Source organism: Streptomyces sp. NBC_01235 (assembly GCF_035989285.1).
Classification (GTDB): Bacteria; Actinomycetota; Actinomycetes; order Streptomycetales; family Streptomycetaceae; genus Streptomyces.
In genome coordinates this window covers 8,871,878-8,893,565 of record NZ_CP108513.1, presented here as the reverse complement: position 1 = coordinate 8,893,565, position 21,688 = coordinate 8,871,878, and the positions used below count along the sequence as shown (strand labels likewise).

Genomic DNA, 21,688 nt, shown 5'->3' with positions numbered 1-21,688 from the left:
ACCTGAACTAAGTACGAGAGGGAGCGTAGACCCGCACTCGAACTAAGTACAAGACCTGACGTGAACTAAGTACAAGTAGTGTGGTCGCCATGCCGCGAGACACACTGACCGCAGATCGGATCGTCCGTGCGGCCATCGAGCTGCTCGACGAAGAGGGACTGGACGGCCTCAACATGCGGAGCCTGGCCAAACGGCTCGGCTCGGCCGCCACGGCCGTCTACTGGCACATCAAGACCAAGGACGATCTCGTCCGACTCGCCGGCGACGCGATCTGGCACGAGGTCGAGGCGCCCGATCTCGCCGCCACCGACTGGCGCACGGCCGCCGCCGCCCATGCTGGCGCCATGCATGCGATGCTCACCCGGCACCCCTGGCTCGTCCAGGCATTCGGCAGCCACCTCCTGCACGGACCCGGCCAGGCCCGGCACAACGACCTCAGCCTCGCCATCTACGAAAAGGCAGGCTTCGCCGCCGCCGACGCGGACCGGGCGGCCGCCACCGTGTTCACCTTCGTGCTCGGCAGCGCGCTCGGTCCTGCCGCACAGGTCTCGCTGAACCGTCGGCTGAGCAAGAACAGCGCGGACGCCGAGCAACTGATGGCCGACGCCATGACACGCGCCACCGAGACCGCCATGCAATTTCCGCGACTCCGCGAACGCCTCGACACCACGGCCGCCAAGGACTACGCCTCAGCGCCGGACCACACCTTCGCATTCGGCCTTCAGTCCGTCCTCGACGGCTTCGAGGCCCGCCTCACCGCCGACCGCGCTGGCCGGAGCGGGTGAAGGGCTGGCCGAGCTGGTGGGCGGGTGGCGGCCGTCCAGATGGCGAAGTCCTCGCCGCCAGGCTTGAGCTGCGGGGACGGTCTCCCGCCCACTGAGACATCTCACGATCCCAAGGCGTCAAGCTGCCGCGGACCGGGCGGAGGGTGAGGCGATGTGCCCGTCGAACAGTGCGCCTGCCTGAAGGCAGTGGTCAAGCCGGCCGATCATGCGGTTGAACAGGTGACGTCGGGCGGCCGCGTGCCAGTCGCCTTGCTCGCGTCGGCGCCTGCCCCCGGCAAACCCTACGAGACCCGTGGCGGCGCCACACCGGCGGCCCACTCAAGGCATGGTCCGCCAACTGCTCCGGACGCCGGCGTCCCCCACGTGCGCATCACATCCATGCAGGGCGGCCAGGAGCCGGCGTACGAGATGACGCTGGGTGCCCACCACTGATCCCCTGACCGCCCCCCATACGGCCCAACCCGTTCCATGTGACCGAAACGTCCACACCTTGACGTGCCACAACCTCTTCCGCAGTCGGTCTTAACGCAAGCTTGACGCCGCTGCGTGCCCCATCCATGAGCCCCTGCGTCACGCTCTGCATACGCTGGTGCCGCCGTCCGCGTGATGGCCGGAACCCGAGACCGAGCCGCACAGTTGGAGAGCACCGCCGATGGCCACCACCGAACACCCGCCGCCGAGCCGTCTGCGGACGTGGATGCTCGAGGGCCTGTCCGACATGGGCAAGCAGGGCGGCCACACGGGACCGCACGCCCAGCCGGAACCCCCGCACAAGGGCCAGCGCTGGTGGCGCGTGATGTGTCTGACCGGCGTGGACTACTTCTCCACCCTCGGCTACCAGCCGGGCATCGCGGCCCTGGCGGCCGGTCTGCTGTCGCCGGTCGCGACCATCGTGCTCGTCATAGTCACCCTGGCCGGCGCTTTGCCGGTCTACCGGCGCGTCGCCGAGGAGAGCCCGCACGGCGAGGGCTCGATCGCGATGCTGGAGCGGCTGCTGTCCTTCTGGAAGGGCAAGCTGTTCGTGCTGACCCTGCTGGGCTTCGCCGCCACCGACTTCCTGATCACCATCACCCTCTCGGCGGCGGACGCCTCGACCCACCTGGTCGAGAACCCTCACCTGGAAAGCGCCCTGCACGACAAGCAGCTGCTGATCACCCTGATCCTGGTCGCCCTGCTCGGCGCGGTGTTCCTCAAGGGCTTCCTGGAGGCCATCGGCGTCGCGGTCGTCCTGGTGGGCATTTACCTCGCGCTGAACGTCGTGGTGGTCATCGTCGGCGTGTGGCACGTCGCCACCGCCGGACACGTGATCACCGACTGGTCCAGCGCGCTGACCGCCGAGCACGGCAACGTCTTCGCCATGGTCGGCGTGGCGCTGCTGGTCTTCCCCAAGCTCGCGCTCGGCCTGTCCGGCTTCGAGACCGGCGTCGCCGTCATGCCGCACGTGAGGGGCGACGAAGGCGACACGGAGGAGCACCCCCGGGGCCGCATCCGCGACACCAAGAGACTGCTGACGGCCGCCGCCCTCATCATGAGCGTCTTCCTCATCACCACCAGCTTCATCACCACCCTCCTCATCCCGGAGAAGGAGTTCGAGTCCGGCGGCCAGGCCAACGGCCGCGCCCTCGCCTACCTCGCCCACGAATACCTGGGCAGCGCCTTCGGCACGGTCTACGACGTCTCCACGATCGCCATCCTGTGGTTCGCGGGCGCCTCGGCCATGGCCGGCCTGCTCAACCTGATGCCCCGCTACCTGCCCCGCTACGGCATGGCCCCGCACTGGGCCCGCGCCGTCCGCCCGATGGTCATCGTCTTCACCCTCATCGGCTTCCTCGTCACCTGGATCTTCGACGCCGACGTCGACGCCCAGGGCGGCGCCTACGCCACCGGCGTGCTGGTGCTCATCAGCTCGGCGGCGATCGCCGTGACCATCGCCGCCCACAAGGCCGGCCAGCGCAACTGGACCATCGCGTTCGCGGTCATCTCGGCGGTGTTCCTCTACACCACCGTTCTGAACGTCATCGAGCGCCCCGACGGTGTGAAGATCGGCACCTGCTTCATCGCGGGCATCATCCTGGTCTCCCTGCTCTCCCGGCTGGCCCGAGCCTTCGAGCTCCGCGTGACGAGCGTGACGCTCGACGACCTGGCGGAACGATTCATCCGGGACATGGCCAGCCGAAAGATCCGCTTCATCGCCAACGAGCCCGACGCCCGCGACAAGGCCGAATACCGCGACAAGATCGAGCAGATCCGCACCGACAACGACATGCCGGAGCAGGAGGACTTCGTCTTCGTCGAGGTGACGGTGACCGACCCCTCCGAGTTCGAGGCGAGCCTGACCGTCCGCGGCGAGGTCCTGCACAACCGTTACCGCGTACTGACCCTGGAGTCCTCCTCCGTCCCCAACGCCATCGCCGCCCTCCTCCTTCACGTCCGCGACACCACCGGCTGCACCCCGCACATCTACTTCGAGTGGACCGAGGGCAGCCCCTTCGCCAACTTCCTGCGCTTCTTCCTCTTCGGCCAGGGCGAGGTAGCCCCGGTCACCCGAGAGGTCCTGCGCGAGGCGGAACCGGACCGGCCCCGCCGCCCCCGGGTCCACACCGGCTGAATCACGCATCACCGGCTGGATCTGACGTCGCCGTCAGGAACCCGTCAGGATTCGCCCGCACGGCGTCAGGACCCCGTCAGCGACAGCCGCCAGGGCCCGCACAGCCGCCTAGCGTCAGCGTCATGACACGGATGGACCGGTGGGCACCGGCCGGCGACCGCCACTGGCGCGGCAGCGCCCGACTGGCGGCGACCTGCGCCCTGGTGTTCTGGGCCCTCTCCCTGCTCTTGGACTGGGACGCCGGCACCCTGACGCTCCCCCGAGCCCTGCTGTGGCTGACCTTGTCCGCCACCGTCCTCGCCGTCCTGCTCCCGCCCCGGGTGACCGCGGGCCCCGGCTGGCTGGCGGTACGCACCCCCTGGCGCAGGCACGTCGTGCGTACCGACGCGCTGGTGGCCGTACGGCAGTACGGCACCGTCTGCGTGCACCTGGTCCTGTGCGACACCCACGGCGGTCGCCTGGAACTCGACCCCCGCGTCCTCGCCGCCAATCCGTTGATCTGGCACGAGCTCGACACCGGCGTCCACCGCTCCGTCGAACGCGGCACGCTTCGCCAGGGCGCGGACATCTTGGACCGGCTCGGCCACCGGATCGACGACGAGACCACCCGAGCGGTTCTGAGAGCGTCCGGTCTCTCCTGATCAGAGACTGAGGTGTGCTTGCCTGCTCGGGCGACGTACCCACCCTCGAAGTACTGGCCGGGGCCTCGCTGCTCCGCCGCCACTTGCCCGAACTCGCGGTACGAGTGGTCAACGTCGTCGACATCGCCCGACTGCTGCCCGCGGAGGGACACCCGCACGGCATGCCCGATGGCGAAGACGACGCGCTGTTGAACCCCGACAAGCCCGTCGTCTTCGACGTACCACGGCTATCCGTGGCTGATCCCCCGGCTCGCCTACCGCCGCGCCAACCACCCACACCTGCGCGTGCGCGGCTACAAGGAGGAGGGCACCACCACGACCCCGTTCGACACGGTCGTCCGCAACGACTCGACCGGTACCGGCTGGTCATGGACGTCATCGACAGGGTGCCCGGTCTCGCGGCCCCACGCGGCTGCGCTGTGGCAGCGGATGGTCGACGTCCGTTGCCGCCTCACGGCTGGATCCGCGCCCATGGGACTGACCTGCCCGAGGTGGCCGAATGGACCCGGAGTCAGTGACCACAGGGTGGCGGAGCTGCGAGTGGGGGAAGCCGCCGCCGAAGACGCGAAGGCCGTGCTGGCAGCGCTCGCGAGCAGCCCCGCCGGCCTGTCGGGGGCGAGGGGGATGAGGCGGCCGAACGGCTCACGGCGTCGGGCCGAACGCCGTACCCACCGACCCAGTTGGCAACAGGAGTCCTGGGCACACCGACCAACCCCACCAACGGCCGACGCGCCACCACCGCTACGGGCTGGTGGGCGACCACATCGCGTGGCGCCATGCAGATCGGGGCGCATCGACGGCTTCCAGAACCCGCCCCACCGGCGCCCAGCGCAACGGGATCGCCCGTGTACGCCCGCACGTTCGGCCCTCAGCGGACGGGTGTGGACCGCACGGCCCGGGTGACCCACAGCAGACCGAGTGCGGCGGTCTGGATGCCGGCGACGACGACGATCAGAAGCGGGACGGAGATGTCGTACAGGACCCCGGCCAGGGCGCCGCCGACCAACGCGGCCGCACCCATGATCCCGGCGAAGACGCCGTACGCGGTGGCCCGGCGGCCCACGGGTACGAGGTCGGCGACGGTGGCGCGCCGCGTGGACTCCTGAACGCCGACGGCGGCGCCCCACACCAGTGCACCCGCCACGACGACCCCCACCGTGTCGGTGAAGGCCAGGGCCGGAACCGCGGCGGACAGCAGCGGCAGGACGACCAGGACCACGCCGACCACGGCCGCGGAGGCTCCCAGGTGGGCGAGCAGGGGGCCGGTGACGGAGCGAGCGCCCTCGTACACGAAGTCCATCAGCAGACTGACGCCCCCGAACACCAACACGAACCGCCACGCAGAGAGCCCCCGGGCATGTCCGTCCGACGGTTCGGGCGGGGCAGACGTGGTGCCGGCGGACTTCACGACCTCCTCCCCAGGGTGTCGCGTGCCCGGCAGGCCGGACATGGAACATCGGCCCACCTCCTGGTGGCGCTCTCATCCTCGCTGGGCGAATCCGGCAGGCGCATCCTCTCTCACCACGTTGCAGCGGTCAGGTGCTGAGGTGGGCGCAGGAACTCTGCCGCGCCCGCCGGACGAGCGTGGCGCCGTTCGCGCTCAGTCGGCCCGCTCGGTGGCCCGGTCGTAGTCGCCCGTCTCCGGAGGCAGGGCCGCGGACCGGGCGAGGCTGCGGCGCTCCTGAGCGTGGGCGTAACCCGTCAGACCGACCAGTACGGCCAACAGCACGGCGGAGGAACCCGCCGTACCGAGGTCGAGACCGCCCTTCGCGACCGGCTTGGTCAGGAAGTCGCCGGCTGTCGCGCCGAGCGGGCGGGTCAGCACGAAGGCGATCCAGAACAGCAGCACGTTCGGCACGACGGACACCCTCATCAGGGCCACCAGCACCAGCAGGACACCGGTCACCAGCGCCGCCCCGCCGGCGTAGCCGAGGCCCGAACTGTCGGACAGGAAGTCGCCCATCGAGGTGCCGAGGGTGTTGGAGACGAGGATCGCCGACCAGAACAGCGCCTCCCCGCGGAAGCTGACGATGTCACGGATGACGAAGGTCATTCCGGTCAGCTTCCAGACGGCGAAGATGACGACCAGGATCGAGATCAGGATCGCCGCGCCCGTCGGGTATCCGAGGCCGAGGCCCTGCGGTCCCCAGCCCAGCGAAGTGGCGCCGCTCGAGAGGTACTTGGTGCTGGCGTCGCGATTCATGAAGTCGGACATCGTGGTGCCGGCCATGCTGGTCGACAGGATGACCGTCCAGTAGAAGAACGGGTTGTAGCGGCGGGAGCGCAACTGAACGGCCAGGGTCACCACGAAGAGCAGGAACAGGGCGATCGTGGTGAGGAAATAGCCGAGCTTCAGAGTCTGGGCGAAGAGGTCGCCGGCCGTCTCGCCCAGGGTCGTCGCCGCGACTTTCATGATCCAGAAGGCGAGGGTGACCTCGGGCAGTTTCTTCATGACCGACCTGGCCGTGGTCGCGACCCGCTGCTGCCGGGCGGCGACGTCTAAGTCGGTGAGGACTTCGGGATTCTCCATGGTCGGACACTCCTGTTCGTGGGGGGGGGTGTGAAAGGGCACCCGTCTCCGCAGCGACGGGCGCCTTGCGACACACGGGCCGACCGCGGAGGCCGGCCGTGGTGTCCGACCTTGTCGGTGATCGCCTGAACGCTTCCTGAACGCGTTCCGAACCGTTCAGGCCGCCTGCCGCGTCACGCGCGCAGGGTCCGCGACGTCCTTGCGGGTCACCATCAGGTACACCACCAGGCCGAGGATGACCGCCAGGAAGAGGCCGCTGGTGATGACGGTGCCGAACCCGAGGCCGCCGTCGCCGGTCGGCTGGGAGAGGTAGTCGCCGATCGAGGCGCCGAGCGGGCGGGTGAGGATGTAGGCGATCCAGAAGCCCCACACCGCGTCCAGGCCCAGCGCGAAGTGCGCGACCGCCACGGCGGCGATGGCCAGCGCGAACAGGACCGCCGCCAGCCAGTAGCCCAGGTCCATGCGCTCGGAAACCAGATCGCCGCCCGCCGTTCCGAGGGCGAAGGTGAACAGTACGGCCAGCCAGTAGTACGCCTCACGGCTGGTGGTGTCGATGCTGTGGATGGAGAGGGTGCGCTCACGCCGGTACCAGACGACGAACACGACGGCGAGAAGGGCGACGAACACCGCGGTGGTCGTCTCCAGCGGCACGCCCATGTTGTCGGTGAGGTTGTCGCTGATCAGCGTGCCGACGACGCTGATGAGGGCGACGGCGAGCCAGTACACGCCCGCGCGGTAGGCGGTCGTACGGAACTGCACGACCAGGACCACCGCGAGCAGCGCGCTCATCAGGACCGACACGCCGGTCAGGCCCAGGCCGGCCTTCTCGTTGAGCAGGTCGGCCGCGGTCTCGCCGACCGTCGTGCACAGCACCTTGATGATCCAGAAATAGGCGGTGACCTCGGGAACCTTGTTCCAGCGCAGACGGTGGGAGGGGCGAGCAGAGGCATTCGTGCCCGGTTCGGCCTCGGGAGTCTCGGAGAGTTCGTAGGTCATGGGGCAGGACGCTGCCAGCGAATACCTGAACGCATCCTGACTGCCGCGCGGCTTTCCCCGCCCGCCCCATCCGGTCTGATCACGATGGGCCCATGCACACCCGCGCCGCGTCCTGGCTGCGGCACCGGCTCGGCCGCGTCGTCGTCATGTCCTACGCCTCGCTCCGTCCTGGCCCGGCCCCGCCCTCTGCTGTTCGCCGCCGCCCTGGCGGTGGCCGCCCTGGTCTGCCTGCTCTCCTTCGCCCTCGGCCGGGCAGCCGCCCGCGTCCTGCGGCTGGAGGCGGGCACCGCCTCGTCGCTGACTCTCGCCTGTGGCATGAACAACAGCAGCGCCAGCGCGGTCCTGATCACCGCGTCCCTGCCCGACAAACCCCACCTGCTGCTGCCGGTCCTCGCCTACGGCCTGCTCAAGAAGACCGCCGCGAGCCGCATCGTCACCCGCCTCCGGCGCGGCCCCGCTCCCACGGCAGGCTCCTGAAGGATGCTCAGCCGCCGCCCGCCGGGCCGGCCTCCCGGTTCGACCACGCCGGTGCGGGCGACCCCGGCGCCCACCGAGTCGAACCCGCCCGAGGACATCCCCGACAACCAGGTGGTCCGAGATGCTGGTGAAGGTCCTGACGGGCGTCTTCGATCCGCCGCCCGCGAGCCTGTCGGTGCCCAGCGGCTACCTGGCCCTGACCGCGGGCGCGGCCGTAGTCGCCGTACTGGGCCGCCGCGCTGAACGGCATCCGCAGCTCCGGCCGGCCCACGCTGATGGCCAAGGTCTGGGACGAGAACTGGTTCGGCTCCACCAAGACCCTGGACGTCACCATGGCGGGCCTGCGCCGCCGCCTCGCGCAGGCCGCCCGCACCTCGGTCCAGCCCGGCAGCCTGCCCCGCATCACCACCCTGCGCGGCCACGGCTACCGCCTGGAACTCTGACGGGCGCCGCCGGACTGCCCGGCCGCCCTCGGTTCAGTCCGCGCTGGGCCGGGCGAGGCCGTGGTCGTAGGCGAAGATCACGGCCTGGATGCGGTCGCGGGCACCGATCTTGGCAAGGACGCGCCCCACGTGGGTCTTGACAGTGGACTCTGACAAGACGAAACGGGTGGCGATCTCGCCGTTGGTCCACCCCTTGCCCACGGCGACGAGGATCTCCCGCTCGCGGTCGGTGAGGGAGCCGAGTCCCGGGTCCTCGGCGGAGTCTCCGTGGTGCGCGGGGACGTAGCGGGCGAATTCATCCAGAAGGCGGCGGGTGAGGGCGGGCGCGATGACGGCGTCGCCGACGGCGACGGCTCGGATGCCGGCGAGGAGCTCTTCGGGGCGGGCGTCCTTGAGGAGGAAGCCGCTGGCACCGGCGCGGATAGCGGCGTGGACGTACTCGTCGAGGTCGAAGGTGGTGAGCACGAGGACGCGCGAACGTCCGCCGGCGGCGACGATGCGGCGGGTGGCCTCGATGCCGTCCAAGCCGGGCATCCGGACGTCCATCAGGACGACGTCCGGGCGCAGGTCGGCGGTCTTGCGGACGGCCTCGGCGCCGTGGGCGGCCTCACCGACGACGTCGGTCTCGGGGACGGAGTCCAGGAGCAGGTGGAAGCCGTAGCGCTGCAGCGGCTGATCGTCCACGATGAGCACGGTGGTCACCGGTCACCGCCCTGGGGCGTGAGGTCCAGGACGGCCTCGACGCTCCATCCTCCGCCGGCCGTCGGTCCCGCGCTGACGGTGCCGCCGTACAAAGCCGCTCTCTCCCGCATGCCCACCAGGCCGTGTCCTTCCTCGTTCGGCGGTCCGGACGGTGAGGCCGGGCCGGTGTCCTGGACCTGGATGTTCACCCGGCTGTCCGCGACGAGAATCGCCAGGTGCACCTTGGTATCGGTATCGGTATCGGTGTGCTTCAGGGTGTTGGTGAGGGCTTCCTGAACGATGCGATACGCCGTCAGCTGTACGCCGCTGTCCAGGGCGTCCGCATCGCCGGAGGTCCGGTAGACGACCTCCAGTCCAGCGGCGCGCACCTTGGCGCACAGCGCTTCGATGTCCGCGAAGCCGGGTTGCGGGCTGAGCTCGGGACCGCCGGGCGGGCCTTCTGCGGTCTCGCGCAGCACGCCGAGCACGCGCCGCAGCTCGCCGAGGGCCTGCCGGCCGGTGTCGCCGATGAGCTGCAGGGCCTCCTTGCCCCGTTCGGGAGCGATGTCCGTGGCGTAGGCGCCGGCGTCGGCGAGCGTGATGATGACGGACAGGTTGTGGCCGACGATGTCGTGCATCTCACGGGCGACCCGGGTGCGTTCGGTGGCCGTGGCCAGCCTGCTGCGCTGATCGCGCTCTATCTCCAGCCGGGCCGCCCGCTCCCGCAGGCCGGCGAGCTGGGCCCGGCGGATGCGCACCACCAGACCGAGCGCGAGCGCCGCCGTCGCCGTGCTCAGCAGGAAGAACAGCGCATCCCACACGGACACGGCCGAGGATGCGCGCACCGCGACCAGCGCCATGGCGCCCGCCATGGCCGCACAGGCCCACGGCAACTGCCGCAGCCACCCGTGCAGGGCTAGGCTGTACAGGGCGATGAACAGGGCGACGTCCGCGCGCAGCGCAGCGCCCAGGGACCACTGCAGGACGAATACCGCCGCGATGACGGCGAACGCCACGAGGGGTTTGCGTCGCCGCCATAGCAAGGGCAGAACCAGTCCGGACTGGAAGGCCAGCATTCCCGCGACGGGTAGCTGGGTGAAGGCGAGCCGAAACCGGCGCGGGCCGTCGCCGTCGTCCACACCGCCGCGGAAGAGGTCAGGCAGGCAGAACATCAGGAAGACCAGGACGACGACCGCGGTGTCCAGCACCCAGGGGTGTGTCCGGTCGGCTTGCCGCAACCGCTGGCCGCCCCGGGACAGTCGGGCGACCAGCGGTCCCATCCCGCTGAGGTCATCGGTGGTCACGGGCGTCACCTGTCCATGGTGCACGTGTCAGGCGTCGGTTCGCGCGAGCCGGTAGGCCGCGCCGCCCAGTGCCAGCGCCGTCCAGCAGAGGAAGACCAGCAGCCCGGCGCCCGCCGACAGGGTCGTGGAGTCGTGTGTCAGGGCGAACATCGCCTGGCCCGCGTTGGACGGCAGGTAGGGGGCGATGTCGTCCTGCCAGGAGCTCGGCAGCAGAGAGATCAGTCCCGGGATCAGCAGCAGGGTGGCCACCAGCACCGAGATCCCGCCGGCCACCGACCGCAGCAGCGCGCCGAGGGCAGTGCCGATCACCCCGACCAGGCCGAGGTAGAGCCCTGCGCCCAGCAGACTGCGCAGGACACCCGCATGCGAGAAGCTCATGGCCGCGGGCGTACCCGAGACGATTCCGCTGCCGAACAGGAAGGCGACGAACCCGCCCATCGTCCCCACGACCAGTGCGACCAGCCCGAACACGGCCGCCTTGGACCACAGCACGGGCAGCCGGCGGGGCACCGCCGCGAGCGTGGAACGGATCATGCCGGTGGAGTACTCCCCCGCCGTGACCAGCACACCGAGCACTCCCAGGGCCAGCTGGGCGAAGTTCGTACCGAAGAGGGACAGGCTCACGGCCGTCGCATCGGCGAAGTCCCGGTCCGGACGGTCGGAGCCGATCCCCGACTTGTAGCGGCTCGCGGAGATCAGGCCGAAGGCCACCAGGAACAGCAGGCCGAGACCCAAGGTGATCCAGGTCGAGCGAAGGGACCACAGCTTGGCCCACTCCGAGGAGAGCACGCGCCGACCGGTCACCCGGTAGGCAGGGCGGGCAGGGGTGGTCCGGGGTTCCTCGGCGGTTGCGGTGAGCGTGCTCATGCGGACCTCCCGAGGGTCTCGATCCCGGTCGTGGAACCGTGGTACTCCACGGCATCCCTGGTCAGCTCCATGAACGCCTCCTCCAGCGACACCGTCCGCGCGCTCAGCTCGAACAGCGCGATCCCGTGCTCCGCGGCCTTCAGCCCGATCTCGCGGGCGGTCAGCCCGGTCACCTGCAGCTCCTCGGAGCCGATCCGGCCGGTGACGTCGACGCCCGGCCCGGCCAGGACGTCACGCAGCCGCGCCGGGTCCTGCGTCGCGACCTTCACCGTGTCGCCGCCCGCCTCGCGGATCAGGTCCGCCACGGTCGTGTCGGCCAGCAGCCGCCCGCGCCCCACGACGATCAGATGGTCCGCCACCAGGGCCATCTCGCTCATCAGGTGCGAGGACACGAACACCGTGCGGCCCTCGTCGGCGAGCCCCTTGAGCAGGTTGCGGATCCAGAGCACGCCCTCCGGGTCCAGCCCGTTGACCGGCTCGTCCAGCATCACCGTCTGCGGGTCGCCCAGCAGCGCCGCCGCGATGCCCAGCCGCTGGCCCATGCCGAGGGAGAAGGCGCCGGCCCGCTTCTTCGCCACGCTGCCCAGTCCGGCGAGGCCGATGACCTCGTCGACCCGGCTGCCCGGAATCCCGTGGGTCAGTGCAAGGGCCTTGAGGTGGTTGTACGCCGAGCGGCCCGGGTGGATCGACTTCGCCTCCAGGAGGGCGCCAACCTCCTGGAGCGGTGCCTGGTGCGAGGCATAGTGGTGGCCGTTCACGGTGACGGAGCCGCTCGTCGGGGCGTCCAGGCCGACGATCATGCGCATGGTCGTGGACTTGCCCGCGCCGTTGGGCCCCAGGAAGCCGGTCACCGTTCCCGGCTTCACGACGAAGTCCAGCCCGTCGACGGCCGTCTTCTCGCCGTACCTCTTGGTCAACTGCCGTGAGTCGATCATTCGCGTTCTCCCTGTCGGGCTCCGGCGTCCGTCACTTCGGACGCCTCGCTGGCAACGCTAGGTGCCGAATCACCCGAATCCGGTGGTACCGGGAGGCTGAACCGCGCCGTGCGCGTAGTACCGCGGTACTACGCGACTACCTGCGGTGACTTCCGTGTTCGCCGGCTCCACGGTGGTCGCAGCAGGCGTCGGGCCGCCGCATGGGATGCCCTGCGCCCGACGCCTTGGCGTCCGCGGCGCACTGGGCCCGTTCCGCGCTCTCGACCAGGCTTTCACTGTCCGACGCGGCATTGGCCAGGCTGGCACAGCACAGGGTCAGCAGAAAAGCGCCCGCCACGAAGGGCAGGGCGCGGCGCGCGGGAGGCGGTGCCAGCAGGGCCTGCACCCGCTGAGGCACAGCCCCGCCGGTCGCGGCCAGGGCAGCTGGGCGCGACGCGCCGACGGAGGCGAGAGCCGCCCGCCCGACAGCGCGGGCAACGACCGTACGGCTGCCGACATGGGCCGCGGCCTCCTCGTCGGCCCACCGCTCCAGCACGAACCCACCCGCCTCGGCCAGCGGTCGCAGCACCGAGGGACCCACCCCACCGGGCGCACGCCCTGGACCGCCTGCTGTGCACCGCCCACACTTCGGCCAGGGCGAGCCCGGCCGCGCGCCCCGCACGGTGGCGCGCCGGCCGGCTCGACGCCACGACCAGGGCGGCGACCACGTGGGCGACGGCCGCGCACATCCAGGTCGCCAGAGCGGCCGCACAGGCCGCCGCCAGCCAGGCGCGATCGGCGACGGCAGGCCGGTCGGCACCGGCGTCGACCGTGTGCCGGTGCGCGGCGAGCACCCAGACGGCCGCCGTCACCACGGCTGCGGTGACGGCGAGCCGCCAGGGCCGGCCAAGGCCGCGGGACAGCGGAACGCCGGTGGCGCTCACCGCCGCCCTCCCGGCGTCACGGCAGGTGATACGTACACGCGTACGCCGGCCACCTGGTGCGAGGTCCAGCCGCGGGCGTAGCCCGGCGGCCCGCCCGTTGCCACGAGAGTGGCAACGGGCAGCCGGCGGGCGGTGCGCCGGATGCCGGCTGCCGTGGTGTTGGCGTCGTGACCAACGGTCGCGGCGGAGGAGCAGCCCGCGTAGTAGGCGATCGGGACGTCGTTCTCTCCCGTGACCAGACAGGGCGGGCGGACGCCCAGCCGGTGCAGCCCGGCGGCTACGGCGGCCCACTCACGGTGGGCGGCGGTGATGCGCCGCACAGTGTGATCCAACACCGCGAACTGCACGGGCAGGTGGACGGCCAGAGCGAGGGTAAGCAGCACCAGGGTCAGCGGTCGGCGAATCCGACCGGGTGCCCGGACCAGGTGCACCAGAAGATCGGCCACCGGTACGGCGACCAGCGCGTAGGCGGGCAGCAGAAAGCGGGGTGCCGCGTAGCCGATCATGAAGAGGTAGGGGAAGGCCGCCGAGGCGGCGCAGGCCAGCGGTACGAGCGTGGCGACAGGGCGCCGGGCGCGGACGGCGACCATGGCCGCGAGGGCTGCGAGCAGTGGCAGGACATACCACCACAGGGTCTCCAGGACAGGGGGCGCGGCGCTGGTGCACGGTCGGCACAGCGTGCGCCCGCCCAGAGCGCGCAGTTGGTCTCCGACGGCGATGTTCCAGCCGAGGCCACCCTGGATGCGGGACGCGTCGGACAGGCGTTGCCCCAGGCCGCCGTAGGAGACGTACGCCTCGATCACCCACTCGGCCGCCCCGGCCGCGAGGCCGCCGACCAGCACCCCCAGCAGCGCGGGGCGCCGCCACCGCCGTACACACACCAGCAGGACGAGCAGGGGCAGGGTCGCCCAGACCGCGTCCGTGGGGCGCATCCAGGCCATCAGGGCCGCGCTCAGGCCCACGCCCCACAGCGCCGCGCGGTCGAAGCGGTTCGCCTGGGCGCGCAGGAAGCAGCCCGTGCCGGCCAGGGCGCCGACGGCGACCCAGTAGTTGGGCATGGCCTGCGGGCCGTAGAACAGCGTCACCCACAAGGTGGCGAACAGGGCGCCCGCGGTCGCGAGCACCCGGGCGGGGAAGACGCCCCGCCAGGCGCGAAGCGCGAGGAACAGGGCGAGACCGGACAGGACGGCCAGGTAGATCCGCAGCAGCGCGGTGGACGACGACCAGGCGGCGACCGGCGCCACCAGCAGCGGGACGCCACGGGCGCGCGGGGCGCTGAAGAACGCGGTCGGCGCGTGGGAGGAGACCTGGCTGACGTAGACCGACTCGTCCCAGCCGAGGCCCATCCCCGGCCTGACGAGAAGGAGCTGGGCCAGAGTGAAGGCGCCGGCCACGACCGCGAGCGCCACCTCGCCGCGGGATCGGGGAGCGAAGCGAACGGCCGTCGGGGGGTCGGGCCTGGGTGGGCCGGTCGACGCGGCCGACGCGCTGTCCGCGGCCTGCGGGCCGTCTCTCATCACTCACCCCTTACTCCTACAGCCTGTAGGGCCAGATTAACCCTACAGACTGTAGGGTTCACGCCAACGACAGCACCTCGGGCCGTCACACCCCTACACGCTGTAAGGTCTCAGCCATGGCTGGCACGGGCCCGCAGGGCAGAGCCGAACGGCGTAACGCCGGTGAACTGGAGAGCGAGGTGCTCGCGGCCCTGTGGGCGGCGGACCGGGCGCTGACTCCGGCGGAGATTCAGGCCGATCTCGGCGGCGACCTCGCCTACAACACCGTGCACACCATTCTCAAACGCCTGTACGACAAGGGACTCGTCCTGCGGGACGCGGACGGGCGGCGCGGCGCCTACCGGCCCGCGAAGAACGCCGCCGAGCTGACCGCCGAGGCCATGCACGAGGCCCTCGACCGGGGTCCGGACCCGATTGCCGCGCTGCAGCAGTTCGTCACCGGGCTGAGCCCGGAGGAGGAGCGGGCGCTGCGTGACCTGCTGGGGGGCGGCGAGCGGTGAGGGTCGACGTCTACACACCGTTCCTGCTGTCCCTGCTGCTCGCCGCGGTCAGCCATTGGGTCGGCCGCCGGGTGGCACCGGCGCTCGCCGCCCGCGCGCCGGCCGGCGCCGCCGTCGTGTGCGCGGCGGCGACCGCATGGTCCCTGCTCCTGCTGGCCGCCACCCTCGTCGGCGCCGCTCCCCCGGTGGTCGCGGATGCCCGCGAGGACGGCCGCCCGCTTCCCGAGCCGGTACCGGAGGTCGTCGCGTTCGCCGCCTGCGCACTGCTTTTCTTCCTGGCCCACCGGTTCCTCAGAGCCGCCCGCGCCGAGTACCTCACCCGCCGGGCCTTGCGGCTGCTGTGCGAGGGGCAGCCGCAGGACACCGAACTGGTCGTGGCCGCCGCCCCCATCGCTGAGGCGTTCGCCATCCCGGGACGGGCGGGCTCACCGGGCCGAATTCTGGTCACCAGCACGATGCTCGGCGCTCTCTCGCCCGAGGAGCGCCGCGTCCTGCTCACCCACGAGCGGGCCCACGTGGCCCACCGCCACGCACGCCTGTGCACCGCCGTTACGCTGGCCGGCGCGGTCAACCCGCTCGTTGCCCCGGTCCGGCACGCGGTCGTCCTCCTCGTGGAACGCTGGGCCGACGAGCGAGCGGCCGCTGTGGTCGGCGACCGCGCAGGCACCGCCCGCGCTCTCGCGCGGGCAGCTCTCACGGCCGGACGCCGGGAGCCGTCACGCGCACTCGGTTTCACCGACCGCGCGGTCACCCGCCGGATCGCAGCTCTCCAGATCGCCCCGCCGCCACGGCTGTGGCCGCCGGCGGTGCCCGTTCTGGCTCTCGGCGCCCTCACCGCGCTGGGTGCCGCCGATGCCACCGGCGACCTGTTCCGGCTGCTGGAGCCGATCCTCGCCCGAGGGTGATCACTCGGGCAGCCAGAGCGCTCCTCGTGGTCACCGCTCCGAGGCGGTCATGGACCTTCCTCGCCCTGGGCGACCTCGACCTCGTGGTGGAAGTCGGCGACGCCGGCTGTTCCGGCGGCGACGGACAGGACCGTGCAGGCCACGAGGAGGAACGCGGTACGGCGGGGGGTGCGTGAGCGCTTCTCGGAGGGTGCGAGGAGGGCCGCGACGCGTTGCGGAACCGGGCCGCTCGTCGCCGCGGGTGCGAAGTTCGGACGCGTCGACGGGGAGGCGTGGCCGGCGAGGGCGGCGCGGGCGATGGCTGTGGCGATCAGGCGTCGGTCGCCGGTGACCTCGGCGGCGGCCTCGTCGGCGGCTCGCTCGGCGGCGAGACGGACGGTGTCGCGGGTGGTGCGCAGGGCGGGGTGGCAGTGGGCGGCGAGTTCGGCTACGGCCAGAAAATAGTGGTGGCCGGCGCAGTTGTGGGCGCGCTCATGGGCGAAGAGGGCCTCACGCTCGGCGGGGCCGAGGCTGCGCAGCATGGCGGTGGTGACGACGATGCGGTGGGGGCGTCCGGGCAGGGCGTACGCGTCCGGATCGGGCGAATCGATCACGCACAGGTCACCGGCGGCGGGGCGGCGGTCGGCCTGCGTGCGGGCGGTCCTGAAGGCGCGGGCCTGTCGGAGTGCTGAGCGCACGAGAGTCCAGGAACTGAGGGTCAGCACTCCGGTAGCCGCCGTGGCTGCGGGCAGGACGAGATAGTCCGAGGGAGTCCGCAGGGGGTGGACGAGTTCACCGAAGGCGGCGAATGCGGGGAGTTTGAGCAGTCCGGTCAGGACCAGGGCGCCGAGGGCCGCGACGCAGGCCCCCGCCAGTGCCAGGGCCGAGACGGTGAGGACCCACAGTGCGGTGGCGGGGGCCAAGCGGTCGAGGGTTCGGCGGGCCAGCGTCGGCGCGAGGAAGGGCAGGATCAGCGGTGGGAGCAGCAGAGCGGTCATCGCTCGTCACCCTCCAGGAGCCGGCGCAGGTGCTGCTCGTCGCCGGGGCTGAGCTGGGCGACGAAGCGCGCCAGGACCGTCTCCCGGTCGGTGTCCTGGTCGAGTTCGGTGTGCATGCGCCGGGCGGTCAGGCCGTGGGCGTCCTGCACGGGAAAGTAGGCGTAGCCGCGCCCCTGCCGCTCACGGCCGACGACGCCCTTCTCGTGCAGACGGGTCAGGATCGTCGCCACCGTCGTCCGGGCCAGGCCGGAACCGAGTTCGGTCTGCACCCGCCCCGGTGTGAGCGGGGCCCCGGCGGCCCACAGGGCCGCCATGACGGCGGCTTCGAGCTCGCCGGCCGGCCGCCTCTCGTCCCTCGCGTCCGTCATGGGAACGTTCCTCATTCCGCCATCGTCTACAGTTCAGTAGACCGTCTACAAGATTGTAGTCAGTCGTCGGGTGTCACCGCACCGGCGTTCTCATCGCAGCCGACGGTCCTGACGAAGGATGAAGGGGACTCCCGGCGATGACCACAGCCGTACACCTATCGTCGCAGCTCGCCGTCAATGTGCTGGACGCCCGGTCGCTGCTGGCCGCCTTCGGCGTGCTGGGCGTGGGCGTGGTCCTGTTCGCCGAGACCGGGCTGCTGATCGGCTTCTTCCTGCCGGGCGATTCCCTGCTGTTCACGGCCGGTCTGCTGTGCACCGGCACCGCCGACCGTGGCCTCAAGCTGTCGCTCGACCCGCTCCTGGTCGCCGCGGCGGTGGGGGCGCTGGCGGGCGCGCAGTGCAGATATCTCCTGGGCCGAAGAGCGGGCGGCGCCCTGCTCGCCCGGAGCCGCTCGGCCCGCCTGCACGAAGGGGTGAAACGCGCGGAGGAGCTGCTGGAGCGTTACGGGTACGCGAAGGCGATCGTGCTGGCCCGCTTCGTTCCGGTGGTGCGCACGGTCCTGAACCCGATGGCGGGCGCCCTGTGGGTGCCGGTGCGGACGTTCACCGTCTGCCAGGTGGCCGGCGGGCTGGTGGGGAGCCTGGGTCTCACGCTGGCGGGGTACGCACTGGGCTCCTCCGTGCCGAACGTGGACCGGTATCTGCTGCCGATGGTCGCGCTGATCGTCGCCCTGTCGCTGCTGCCGCTCGCCTCCGAGGTGCACCGCTCGCGCCGGGCCGCGAAGGCGAAGGAGGCAGGCGGATGATCCTCGCCCTCGACGGCTCGTCGGTCGACGGCTCGGCCTACACCGACGTGGTGAACCTCGCCTGGCACGCTCCCGCGTGGCTGGACAACACAGTGTCGGCATGGTCGACGTACGGGCTCGCCCTGTTCGCGGCCCTCATGGCCGTCGGCTGGTGGCGCGCACGGCATGTGGACGCCGCGGCGGCGGTGACGGCGCTCGCCGTGCCGTTCGTCGTGGTCGCCGCGTACGGGGTGGACGCGGTGCTGAAGCTGCTGGTGCGCGAGGACCGGCCCTGCCAGAGCCTGCGGGTGACCACGCTGGAGGCGTGTCCGGCGCCCGGCGACTGGTCCTTCCCCAGCAACCACGCGGCCATCGCCGCCGCTGCGGCCGTCGCCCTGCTGTTCGTCTCCCGCCGGCTCGGCGCGGTCGCTGCCGCGGCCGCCCTCGCGATGGCGGCCGCACGGGTCTGGGTCGGCGCGCACTACCCCCACGACGTGCTCGCAGGGGTCGTTGTGGGCGCCCTGGCCGCGCTGCTCGCCATGTCGGCGCTGCGCAGGCGTGCCGAGGCCCTGGCCCTGCGGCTCACGGCCAGCCGCCTGCGTCCGCTGGTGGCGGCGTCATGAAGCGCGGTGACGTCGCCGAACTGGCCGGCAGCTGCGGACTCGGCGCCTGGACGGCGTTCGGCGTGCTGACCATGGTCGTGGTGGGCCGCGACGGCGCACCCCTGTTCGCGGACGCCGACCTTCTCTCGTGGTCCGTCGGTCACCGGCCGGACGTGGCGGTGGCGTTCGCCCGAGGGCTGACCGCCACAGGGACGGGTGTCGTCCCGTACGCGCTGGCCGTGCTGGCCGGAATCATCGCGGGACGCACCCTCCGGCAGCGCGCGCTCGCCGTCGCGCTCTGTCTGGCCTGCCTCGGGGCGGGCCAGGCATTGCGGTACGCGGCGATGGCGCTCGTGGCCCGGCCTCGACCACCCCTAACGGACTGGACGACTCATGCCTCGGGATGGGCGTTTCCCTCCGGTCACACCACCACGGCGGCCCTCGCCGCGGGGCTGCTGATCATCGCCGTCCGCGTGCGCGGCCCGCGCGGCACGACCTCGCTCACCGTGGTCATCTGCGGCTGGGGCGCGTCGGTCGGCCTGACCCGCGTCTACCTCGGGGTGCACTGGTTCACCGACGTCGTCGGCGGCTGGCTGTTCACCCTCGGCTGGCTGGGCCTGTGCCTGGGCGCCGCGGCCCGCTGGCTCCCCGAGCGGCTGACCCCCGGCACGACGGACACGGACTCGGCGCGCAGGACGGCAGAACCGATGGGCAGCACAGCAGGGGGCCGAACGGACACGACACGGGAACAGACGGCCGTGGCACGAGAGCAGAGGGAGGACCATGCGCCAGACGATCCTGGTCGTCGAGGACGATCACGCCCTGCGTGACGTGCTGATGCGCGGGCTGCGCGACGAGGACTTCGACACCGTGCCTGCGCCGGACGGCGCCACCGCCCTGCGGCTGGCCACCCCCGAGATCTCCGCCGCCGTGCTCGACATCGGGCTGCCCGACGCCGACGGGCGGGACGTGTGCCAGGCGATGCGCGCGAACGGATTCTTCTCCCCCGTCATCTTCCTGACCGCCCACCACCGGCTGACCGACCGGCTGTCCGGGTTCTCGGCCGGCGGCGACGACTACCTGCCCAAGCCGTTCCATCTCGCCGAACTCGCCGCCCGCCTGCGGGCAGCCCTGAAACGGGCCGCGCCGTCGCCTGCTTCCACAGCGGGAGACCTGGTCCTGGACGCCGTCCGGCACGTGGTCAGCGTCCGAGGCACCCGAGTCGATCTGACGCCGACCGAGTTCCGCCTCCTGGCCGCGCTCATGGCGGCTTCCGGCGCCATCGTGCGCCGCCGCGACCTGGTCCGGGCAGGCTGGCCCGAGGGCGCCCAAGTCCACGAGAACACCCTCGACCAGTACCTGACCCGACTGCGCCGCAAGCTGCGCGAGGCGGGCAGCGACCGGACGATCGGCACGGCCCGCGGGATCGGCCACCGTCTGTCATGAGCGGCACCCGCCACCGGCTGCGGCCCGCCGTGACCGCCTTGCTCCGCCGTCTGGGGCCCCGCACGCTGCGCGGCCGGCTCTCTCGTGGCCCTCACCACCGCCGCGCTGCTGATGCTGGTCCTCACCGTCGCCTTCAACGTCGTCGCCCAGCACCGCCTCCAGCACCAGGCGGACGACGAACTGCGCACCCGCGCCGCCGCCGTCGCGACGACCGTCGACACCAGCGGCACGACCGTACGCGTCCTGGAGACCTCCCACGACGAGCTCCTCGACGCCAACGTGTGGATCTACGCCGGCCGACACCTGCTGGAAGAGCCGCCGAACCCCGGCCGCCTGACCCGCGTCGCCGACGCCCTCGCCGAGCGCGGCGGGCGGCGATGCGTCACCGCCGACGTCGACGGCCCCCTCAGGCTGTGCTCCCAGCCGGTGTCCGCGGACAAGAGCGGGGCTCTCGTGGTCACCGCGCTCGACCTCTCCCCTTACCGGAGTTCGGCCGACACCCTGCTCATGGGCTCACTCGCCCTGGACGCGGTGATGCTCGCCTGCACCTACGCCCTGACCCGGCTGGCGGTAGGCCGCGCGCTGCGCCCGGTCCACACGATGACCGACCAGGCCACCCAGTGGAGCGCCGTGGCCTCCGAAGAACGCTTCGGCCATATGCGGCACCCCGTCGAACTCGCCCGCCTCGGCACGTCGCTGGACGCCCTACTGGACCGCATCCGCACCCGCCTGCGCCACGAGCGCCGGCTCACCGGGGAACTCTCGCACGAGCTGCGTACGCCCCTGAGCCGGATCATCGCCGAACTCGACTGGTGGCAGGCCCGCCCCCGCACCACCGACCAGACCCACGCCACCCACCAGGTCATCGCGGATGCCGCCCAGTCCATGCGCACCATCTGCGACACCCTCCTGGACGACGCCCGCGGGGGGACACTCACCGCGCCGGGCACCGCCGAGGTGTTGCCCGCGCTACGACGGCTCACCGAACTGCCGCACGTGCCAGGCCACCTGACGGTCACCGCCGAGGGCCCACGTGTGCAGGCCGGAGTCCCACCCGCTCTCCTCGAACGCATCATCAGCCCGCTCCTGACCAACGCCTGCCGCTACGCCCACTCCAACGTCGCCGTCCGCGCCCATAGCGCACCCGATGGCGTACGCATCGAAGTCATCGACGACGGGCCCGGCGTACCGCCCCCGTTCGCCGCACAGCTCTTCGAGCCCGGTCAGCGCGCCGATCCCGGCGACGGACACGGCGGAGCGGGCCTCGGGCTGCCGCTGGCGCGACGCCTGGCCCGCTCCGCCGGCGGCGAGGTGACGTACGACCCCGGACACACCCCCGGGGCACGGTTCGTGGTCAGCCTGCCTGCCGGGTGACGGCGGCGCCGCTCGGCGCTACCG

Annotated in this window: 20 protein-coding genes and 4 pseudogenes; 13 read left to right on the top strand and 11 right to left on the bottom strand. The window is 71.8% G+C overall.

The features are described 5' to 3' along the window. Nucleotides 1-89 precede the first annotated feature (89 nt). The 4 genes and pseudogenes from OG289_RS40040 to OG289_RS40020 all read left to right on the top strand — a co-directional run. Nucleotides 90-785, top strand: coding sequence for a TetR/AcrR family transcriptional regulator (locus OG289_RS40040; protein ID WP_327318898.1), 696 nt, complete (start codon nucleotides 90-92; stop codon nucleotides 783-785). A gap of 652 nt (nucleotides 786-1,437) precedes the next feature. After that, a complete protein-coding gene (locus OG289_RS40030) occupies nucleotides 1,438-3,393 on the top strand; it encodes an amino acid transporter (RefSeq protein ID WP_327318897.1) in 1,956 nt (651 codons plus the stop codon). A gap of 122 nt (nucleotides 3,394-3,515) precedes the next feature. Beyond that, nucleotides 3,516-4,034, top strand: coding sequence for a hypothetical protein (locus OG289_RS40025; RefSeq protein ID WP_327318896.1), 519 nt, complete (start codon nucleotides 3,516-3,518; stop codon nucleotides 4,032-4,034). Nucleotides 4,035-4,048: 14 nt separating this feature from the next. Beyond that, nucleotides 4,049-4,552, top strand: a pseudogene (locus OG289_RS40020) (phosphoketolase); the annotation flags it as partial. 350 nt (nucleotides 4,553-4,902) lie between these two features. On the opposite strand, the gene OG289_RS40015 reads toward OG289_RS40020, so the two are convergent. The 3 genes from OG289_RS40015 to OG289_RS40005 all read right to left on the bottom strand — a co-directional run bounded on the left by OG289_RS40015 (nucleotide 4,903) and on the right by OG289_RS40005 (nucleotide 7,560). Further along, nucleotides 4,903-5,442 carry a hypothetical protein gene (locus OG289_RS40015; RefSeq protein ID WP_327318895.1) on the bottom strand — a complete coding sequence of 180 codons (540 nt, stop codon included), beginning with the start codon at nucleotides 5,440-5,442 and terminating at the stop codon, nucleotides 4,903-4,905. 192 nt (nucleotides 5,443-5,634) lie between these two features. Then, on the bottom strand, nucleotides 5,635-6,564 hold the full coding sequence (locus OG289_RS40010; RefSeq protein ID WP_327318894.1) for a COG4705 family protein: 930 nt from the start codon (nucleotides 6,562-6,564) through the stop codon (nucleotides 5,635-5,637). A 156-nt stretch (nucleotides 6,565-6,720) separates the two neighbouring features. Then, entirely contained in the window at nucleotides 6,721-7,560 is an 840-nt protein-coding gene (locus tag OG289_RS40005; RefSeq protein WP_327318893.1) for a COG4705 family protein, read from the bottom strand. Nucleotides 7,561-7,722: 162 nt separating this feature from the next. Between OG289_RS40005 and OG289_RS40000 the strand changes: the two are divergent. Further along, nucleotides 7,723-8,037 (top strand): annotated as a pseudogene (locus OG289_RS40000) (sodium-dependent transporter); the annotation flags it as partial. A gap of 263 nt (nucleotides 8,038-8,300) precedes the next feature. Next, nucleotides 8,301-8,480, top strand: a pseudogene (locus tag OG289_RS39995) (winged helix-turn-helix domain-containing protein); the annotation flags it as partial. Between the two features lie 33 nt (nucleotides 8,481-8,513). Here OG289_RS39995 and OG289_RS39990 read toward each other — a convergent pair. The 6 genes from OG289_RS39990 to OG289_RS39965 form a co-directional block, all read right to left on the bottom strand. Then, a complete protein-coding gene (locus OG289_RS39990; RefSeq protein WP_327318892.1) occupies nucleotides 8,514-9,182 on the bottom strand; it encodes a response regulator transcription factor in 669 nt (222 codons plus the stop codon). Continuing rightward, entirely contained in the window at nucleotides 9,179-10,465 is a 1,287-nt protein-coding gene (locus tag OG289_RS39985) for a sensor histidine kinase (RefSeq protein ID WP_327318891.1), read from the bottom strand. Before OG289_RS39985 ends, OG289_RS39990 begins: the two co-directional genes overlap by 4 nt. Nucleotides 10,466-10,492: 27 nt before the next feature. Continuing rightward, nucleotides 10,493-11,332 (bottom strand): ABC transporter permease, encoded by an 840-nt coding sequence (locus OG289_RS39980; RefSeq protein ID WP_327318890.1) that lies wholly within the window; start codon nucleotides 11,330-11,332, stop codon nucleotides 10,493-10,495. Then, nucleotides 11,329-12,267: an ABC transporter ATP-binding protein gene (locus tag OG289_RS39975; protein WP_327318889.1), complete on the bottom strand. Its 939-nt coding sequence runs from the start codon at nucleotides 12,265-12,267 to the stop codon at nucleotides 11,329-11,331. Before OG289_RS39975 ends, OG289_RS39980 begins: the two co-directional genes overlap by 4 nt. Nucleotides 12,268-12,403: 136 nt before the next feature. Continuing rightward, nucleotides 12,404-12,835: a hypothetical protein gene (locus tag OG289_RS39970; protein WP_442819027.1), complete on the bottom strand. Its 432-nt coding sequence runs from the start codon at nucleotides 12,833-12,835 to the stop codon at nucleotides 12,404-12,406. 351 nt (nucleotides 12,836-13,186) lie between these two features. Further along, nucleotides 13,187-14,707 carry a hypothetical protein gene (locus tag OG289_RS39965; RefSeq protein ID WP_327318888.1) on the bottom strand — a complete coding sequence of 507 codons (1,521 nt, stop codon included), beginning with the start codon at nucleotides 14,705-14,707 and terminating at the stop codon, nucleotides 13,187-13,189. A 116-nt stretch (nucleotides 14,708-14,823) separates the two neighbouring features. Here OG289_RS39965 and OG289_RS39960 point away from each other — a divergent pair, with 116 nt between their 5' ends. Together OG289_RS39960 and OG289_RS39955 are read left to right on the top strand one after the other, a co-directional pair. Continuing rightward, the gene (locus OG289_RS39960) at nucleotides 14,824-15,207 is read left to right on the top strand and encodes a BlaI/MecI/CopY family transcriptional regulator (protein ID WP_327318887.1); all 384 of its coding nucleotides are present in this window, start codon (nucleotides 14,824-14,826) and stop codon (nucleotides 15,205-15,207) included. Then, a complete protein-coding gene (locus OG289_RS39955; RefSeq protein ID WP_327318886.1) occupies nucleotides 15,204-16,112 on the top strand; it encodes a M48 family metalloprotease in 909 nt (302 codons plus the stop codon). The genes OG289_RS39960 and OG289_RS39955 overlap by 4 nt, the downstream gene beginning before the upstream one ends. A 47-nt stretch (nucleotides 16,113-16,159) precedes the next feature. Here OG289_RS39955 and OG289_RS39950 read toward each other — a convergent pair whose 3' ends face one another. Further along, nucleotides 16,160-17,089, bottom strand: a complete 930-nt coding sequence (locus OG289_RS39950; protein ID WP_327318885.1) for a M48 family metalloprotease — start codon at nucleotides 17,087-17,089, stop codon at nucleotides 16,160-16,162. Then, a complete protein-coding gene (locus tag OG289_RS39945) occupies nucleotides 17,086-17,457 on the bottom strand; it encodes a BlaI/MecI/CopY family transcriptional regulator (RefSeq protein ID WP_327318884.1) in 372 nt (123 codons plus the stop codon). Before OG289_RS39945 ends, OG289_RS39950 begins: the two co-directional genes overlap by 4 nt. A 137-nt stretch (nucleotides 17,458-17,594) precedes the next feature. On the opposite strand from OG289_RS39945, the gene OG289_RS39940 reads away from it, so the two are divergent. From OG289_RS39940 to OG289_RS39920, 5 genes and pseudogenes are all read left to right on the top strand, one after another. Beyond that, entirely contained in the window at nucleotides 17,595-18,263 is a 669-nt protein-coding gene (locus OG289_RS39940; protein ID WP_327318883.1) for a DedA family protein, read from the top strand. Continuing rightward, on the top strand, nucleotides 18,260-18,865 hold the full coding sequence (locus OG289_RS39935; RefSeq protein WP_327318882.1) for a phosphatase PAP2 family protein: 606 nt from the start codon (nucleotides 18,260-18,262) through the stop codon (nucleotides 18,863-18,865). Before OG289_RS39940 ends, OG289_RS39935 begins: the two co-directional genes overlap by 4 nt. After that, a complete protein-coding gene (locus OG289_RS39930) occupies nucleotides 18,862-19,674 on the top strand; it encodes a phosphatase PAP2 family protein (RefSeq protein ID WP_327318881.1) in 813 nt (270 codons plus the stop codon). Before OG289_RS39935 ends, OG289_RS39930 begins: the two co-directional genes overlap by 4 nt. Next, nucleotides 19,628-20,290, top strand: coding sequence for a response regulator transcription factor (locus OG289_RS39925; protein ID WP_327318880.1), 663 nt, complete (start codon nucleotides 19,628-19,630; stop codon nucleotides 20,288-20,290). Before OG289_RS39930 ends, OG289_RS39925 begins: the two co-directional genes overlap by 47 nt. After that, a pseudogene (locus tag OG289_RS39920) lies at nucleotides 20,287-21,664 on the top strand (sensor histidine kinase). The gene OG289_RS39925 and the pseudogene OG289_RS39920 overlap by 4 nt, the downstream one beginning before the upstream one ends. Nucleotides 21,665-21,688 lie beyond the last annotated feature (24 nt).

Coding starts and splice junctions, on each gene's coding strand:
- OG289_RS39925 (WP_327318880.1), top strand. CDS start 19,628: ATGCGCCAGACGATCCTGGTCGTCGAGGACGATCACGCCCTGCGTGAC.
- OG289_RS39960 (WP_327318887.1), top strand. CDS start 14,824: ATGGCTGGCACGGGCCCGCAGGGCAGAGCCGAACGGCGTAACGCCGGT.
- OG289_RS39940 (WP_327318883.1), top strand. CDS start 17,595: ATGACCACAGCCGTACACCTATCGTCGCAGCTCGCCGTCAATGTGCTG.
- OG289_RS40040 (WP_327318898.1), top strand. CDS start 90: ATGCCGCGAGACACACTGACCGCAGATCGGATCGTCCGTGCGGCCATC.
- OG289_RS39980 (WP_327318890.1), bottom strand. CDS start 11,332: ATGAGCACGCTCACCGCAACCGCCGAGGAACCCCGGACCACCCCTGCC.
- OG289_RS39930 (WP_327318881.1), top strand. CDS start 18,862: ATGAAGCGCGGTGACGTCGCCGAACTGGCCGGCAGCTGCGGACTCGGC.
- OG289_RS40005 (WP_327318893.1), bottom strand. CDS start 7,560: ATGACCTACGAACTCTCCGAGACTCCCGAGGCCGAACCGGGCACGAAT.
- OG289_RS40010 (WP_327318894.1), bottom strand. CDS start 6,564: ATGGAGAATCCCGAAGTCCTCACCGACTTAGACGTCGCCGCCCGGCAG.
- OG289_RS39975 (WP_327318889.1), bottom strand. CDS start 12,267: ATGATCGACTCACGGCAGTTGACCAAGAGGTACGGCGAGAAGACGGCC.
- OG289_RS39965 (WP_327318888.1), bottom strand. CDS start 14,707: ATGAGAGACGGCCCGCAGGCCGCGGACAGCGCGTCGGCCGCGTCGACC.
- OG289_RS40025 (WP_327318896.1), top strand. CDS start 3,516: ATGACACGGATGGACCGGTGGGCACCGGCCGGCGACCGCCACTGGCGC.
- OG289_RS39945 (WP_327318884.1), bottom strand. CDS start 17,457: ATGACGGACGCGAGGGACGAGAGGCGGCCGGCCGGCGAGCTCGAAGCC.
- OG289_RS40030 (WP_327318897.1), top strand. CDS start 1,438: ATGGCCACCACCGAACACCCGCCGCCGAGCCGTCTGCGGACGTGGATG.
- OG289_RS39935 (WP_327318882.1), top strand. CDS start 18,260: ATGATCCTCGCCCTCGACGGCTCGTCGGTCGACGGCTCGGCCTACACC.
- OG289_RS39950 (WP_327318885.1), bottom strand. CDS start 17,089: ATGACCGCTCTGCTGCTCCCACCGCTGATCCTGCCCTTCCTCGCGCCG.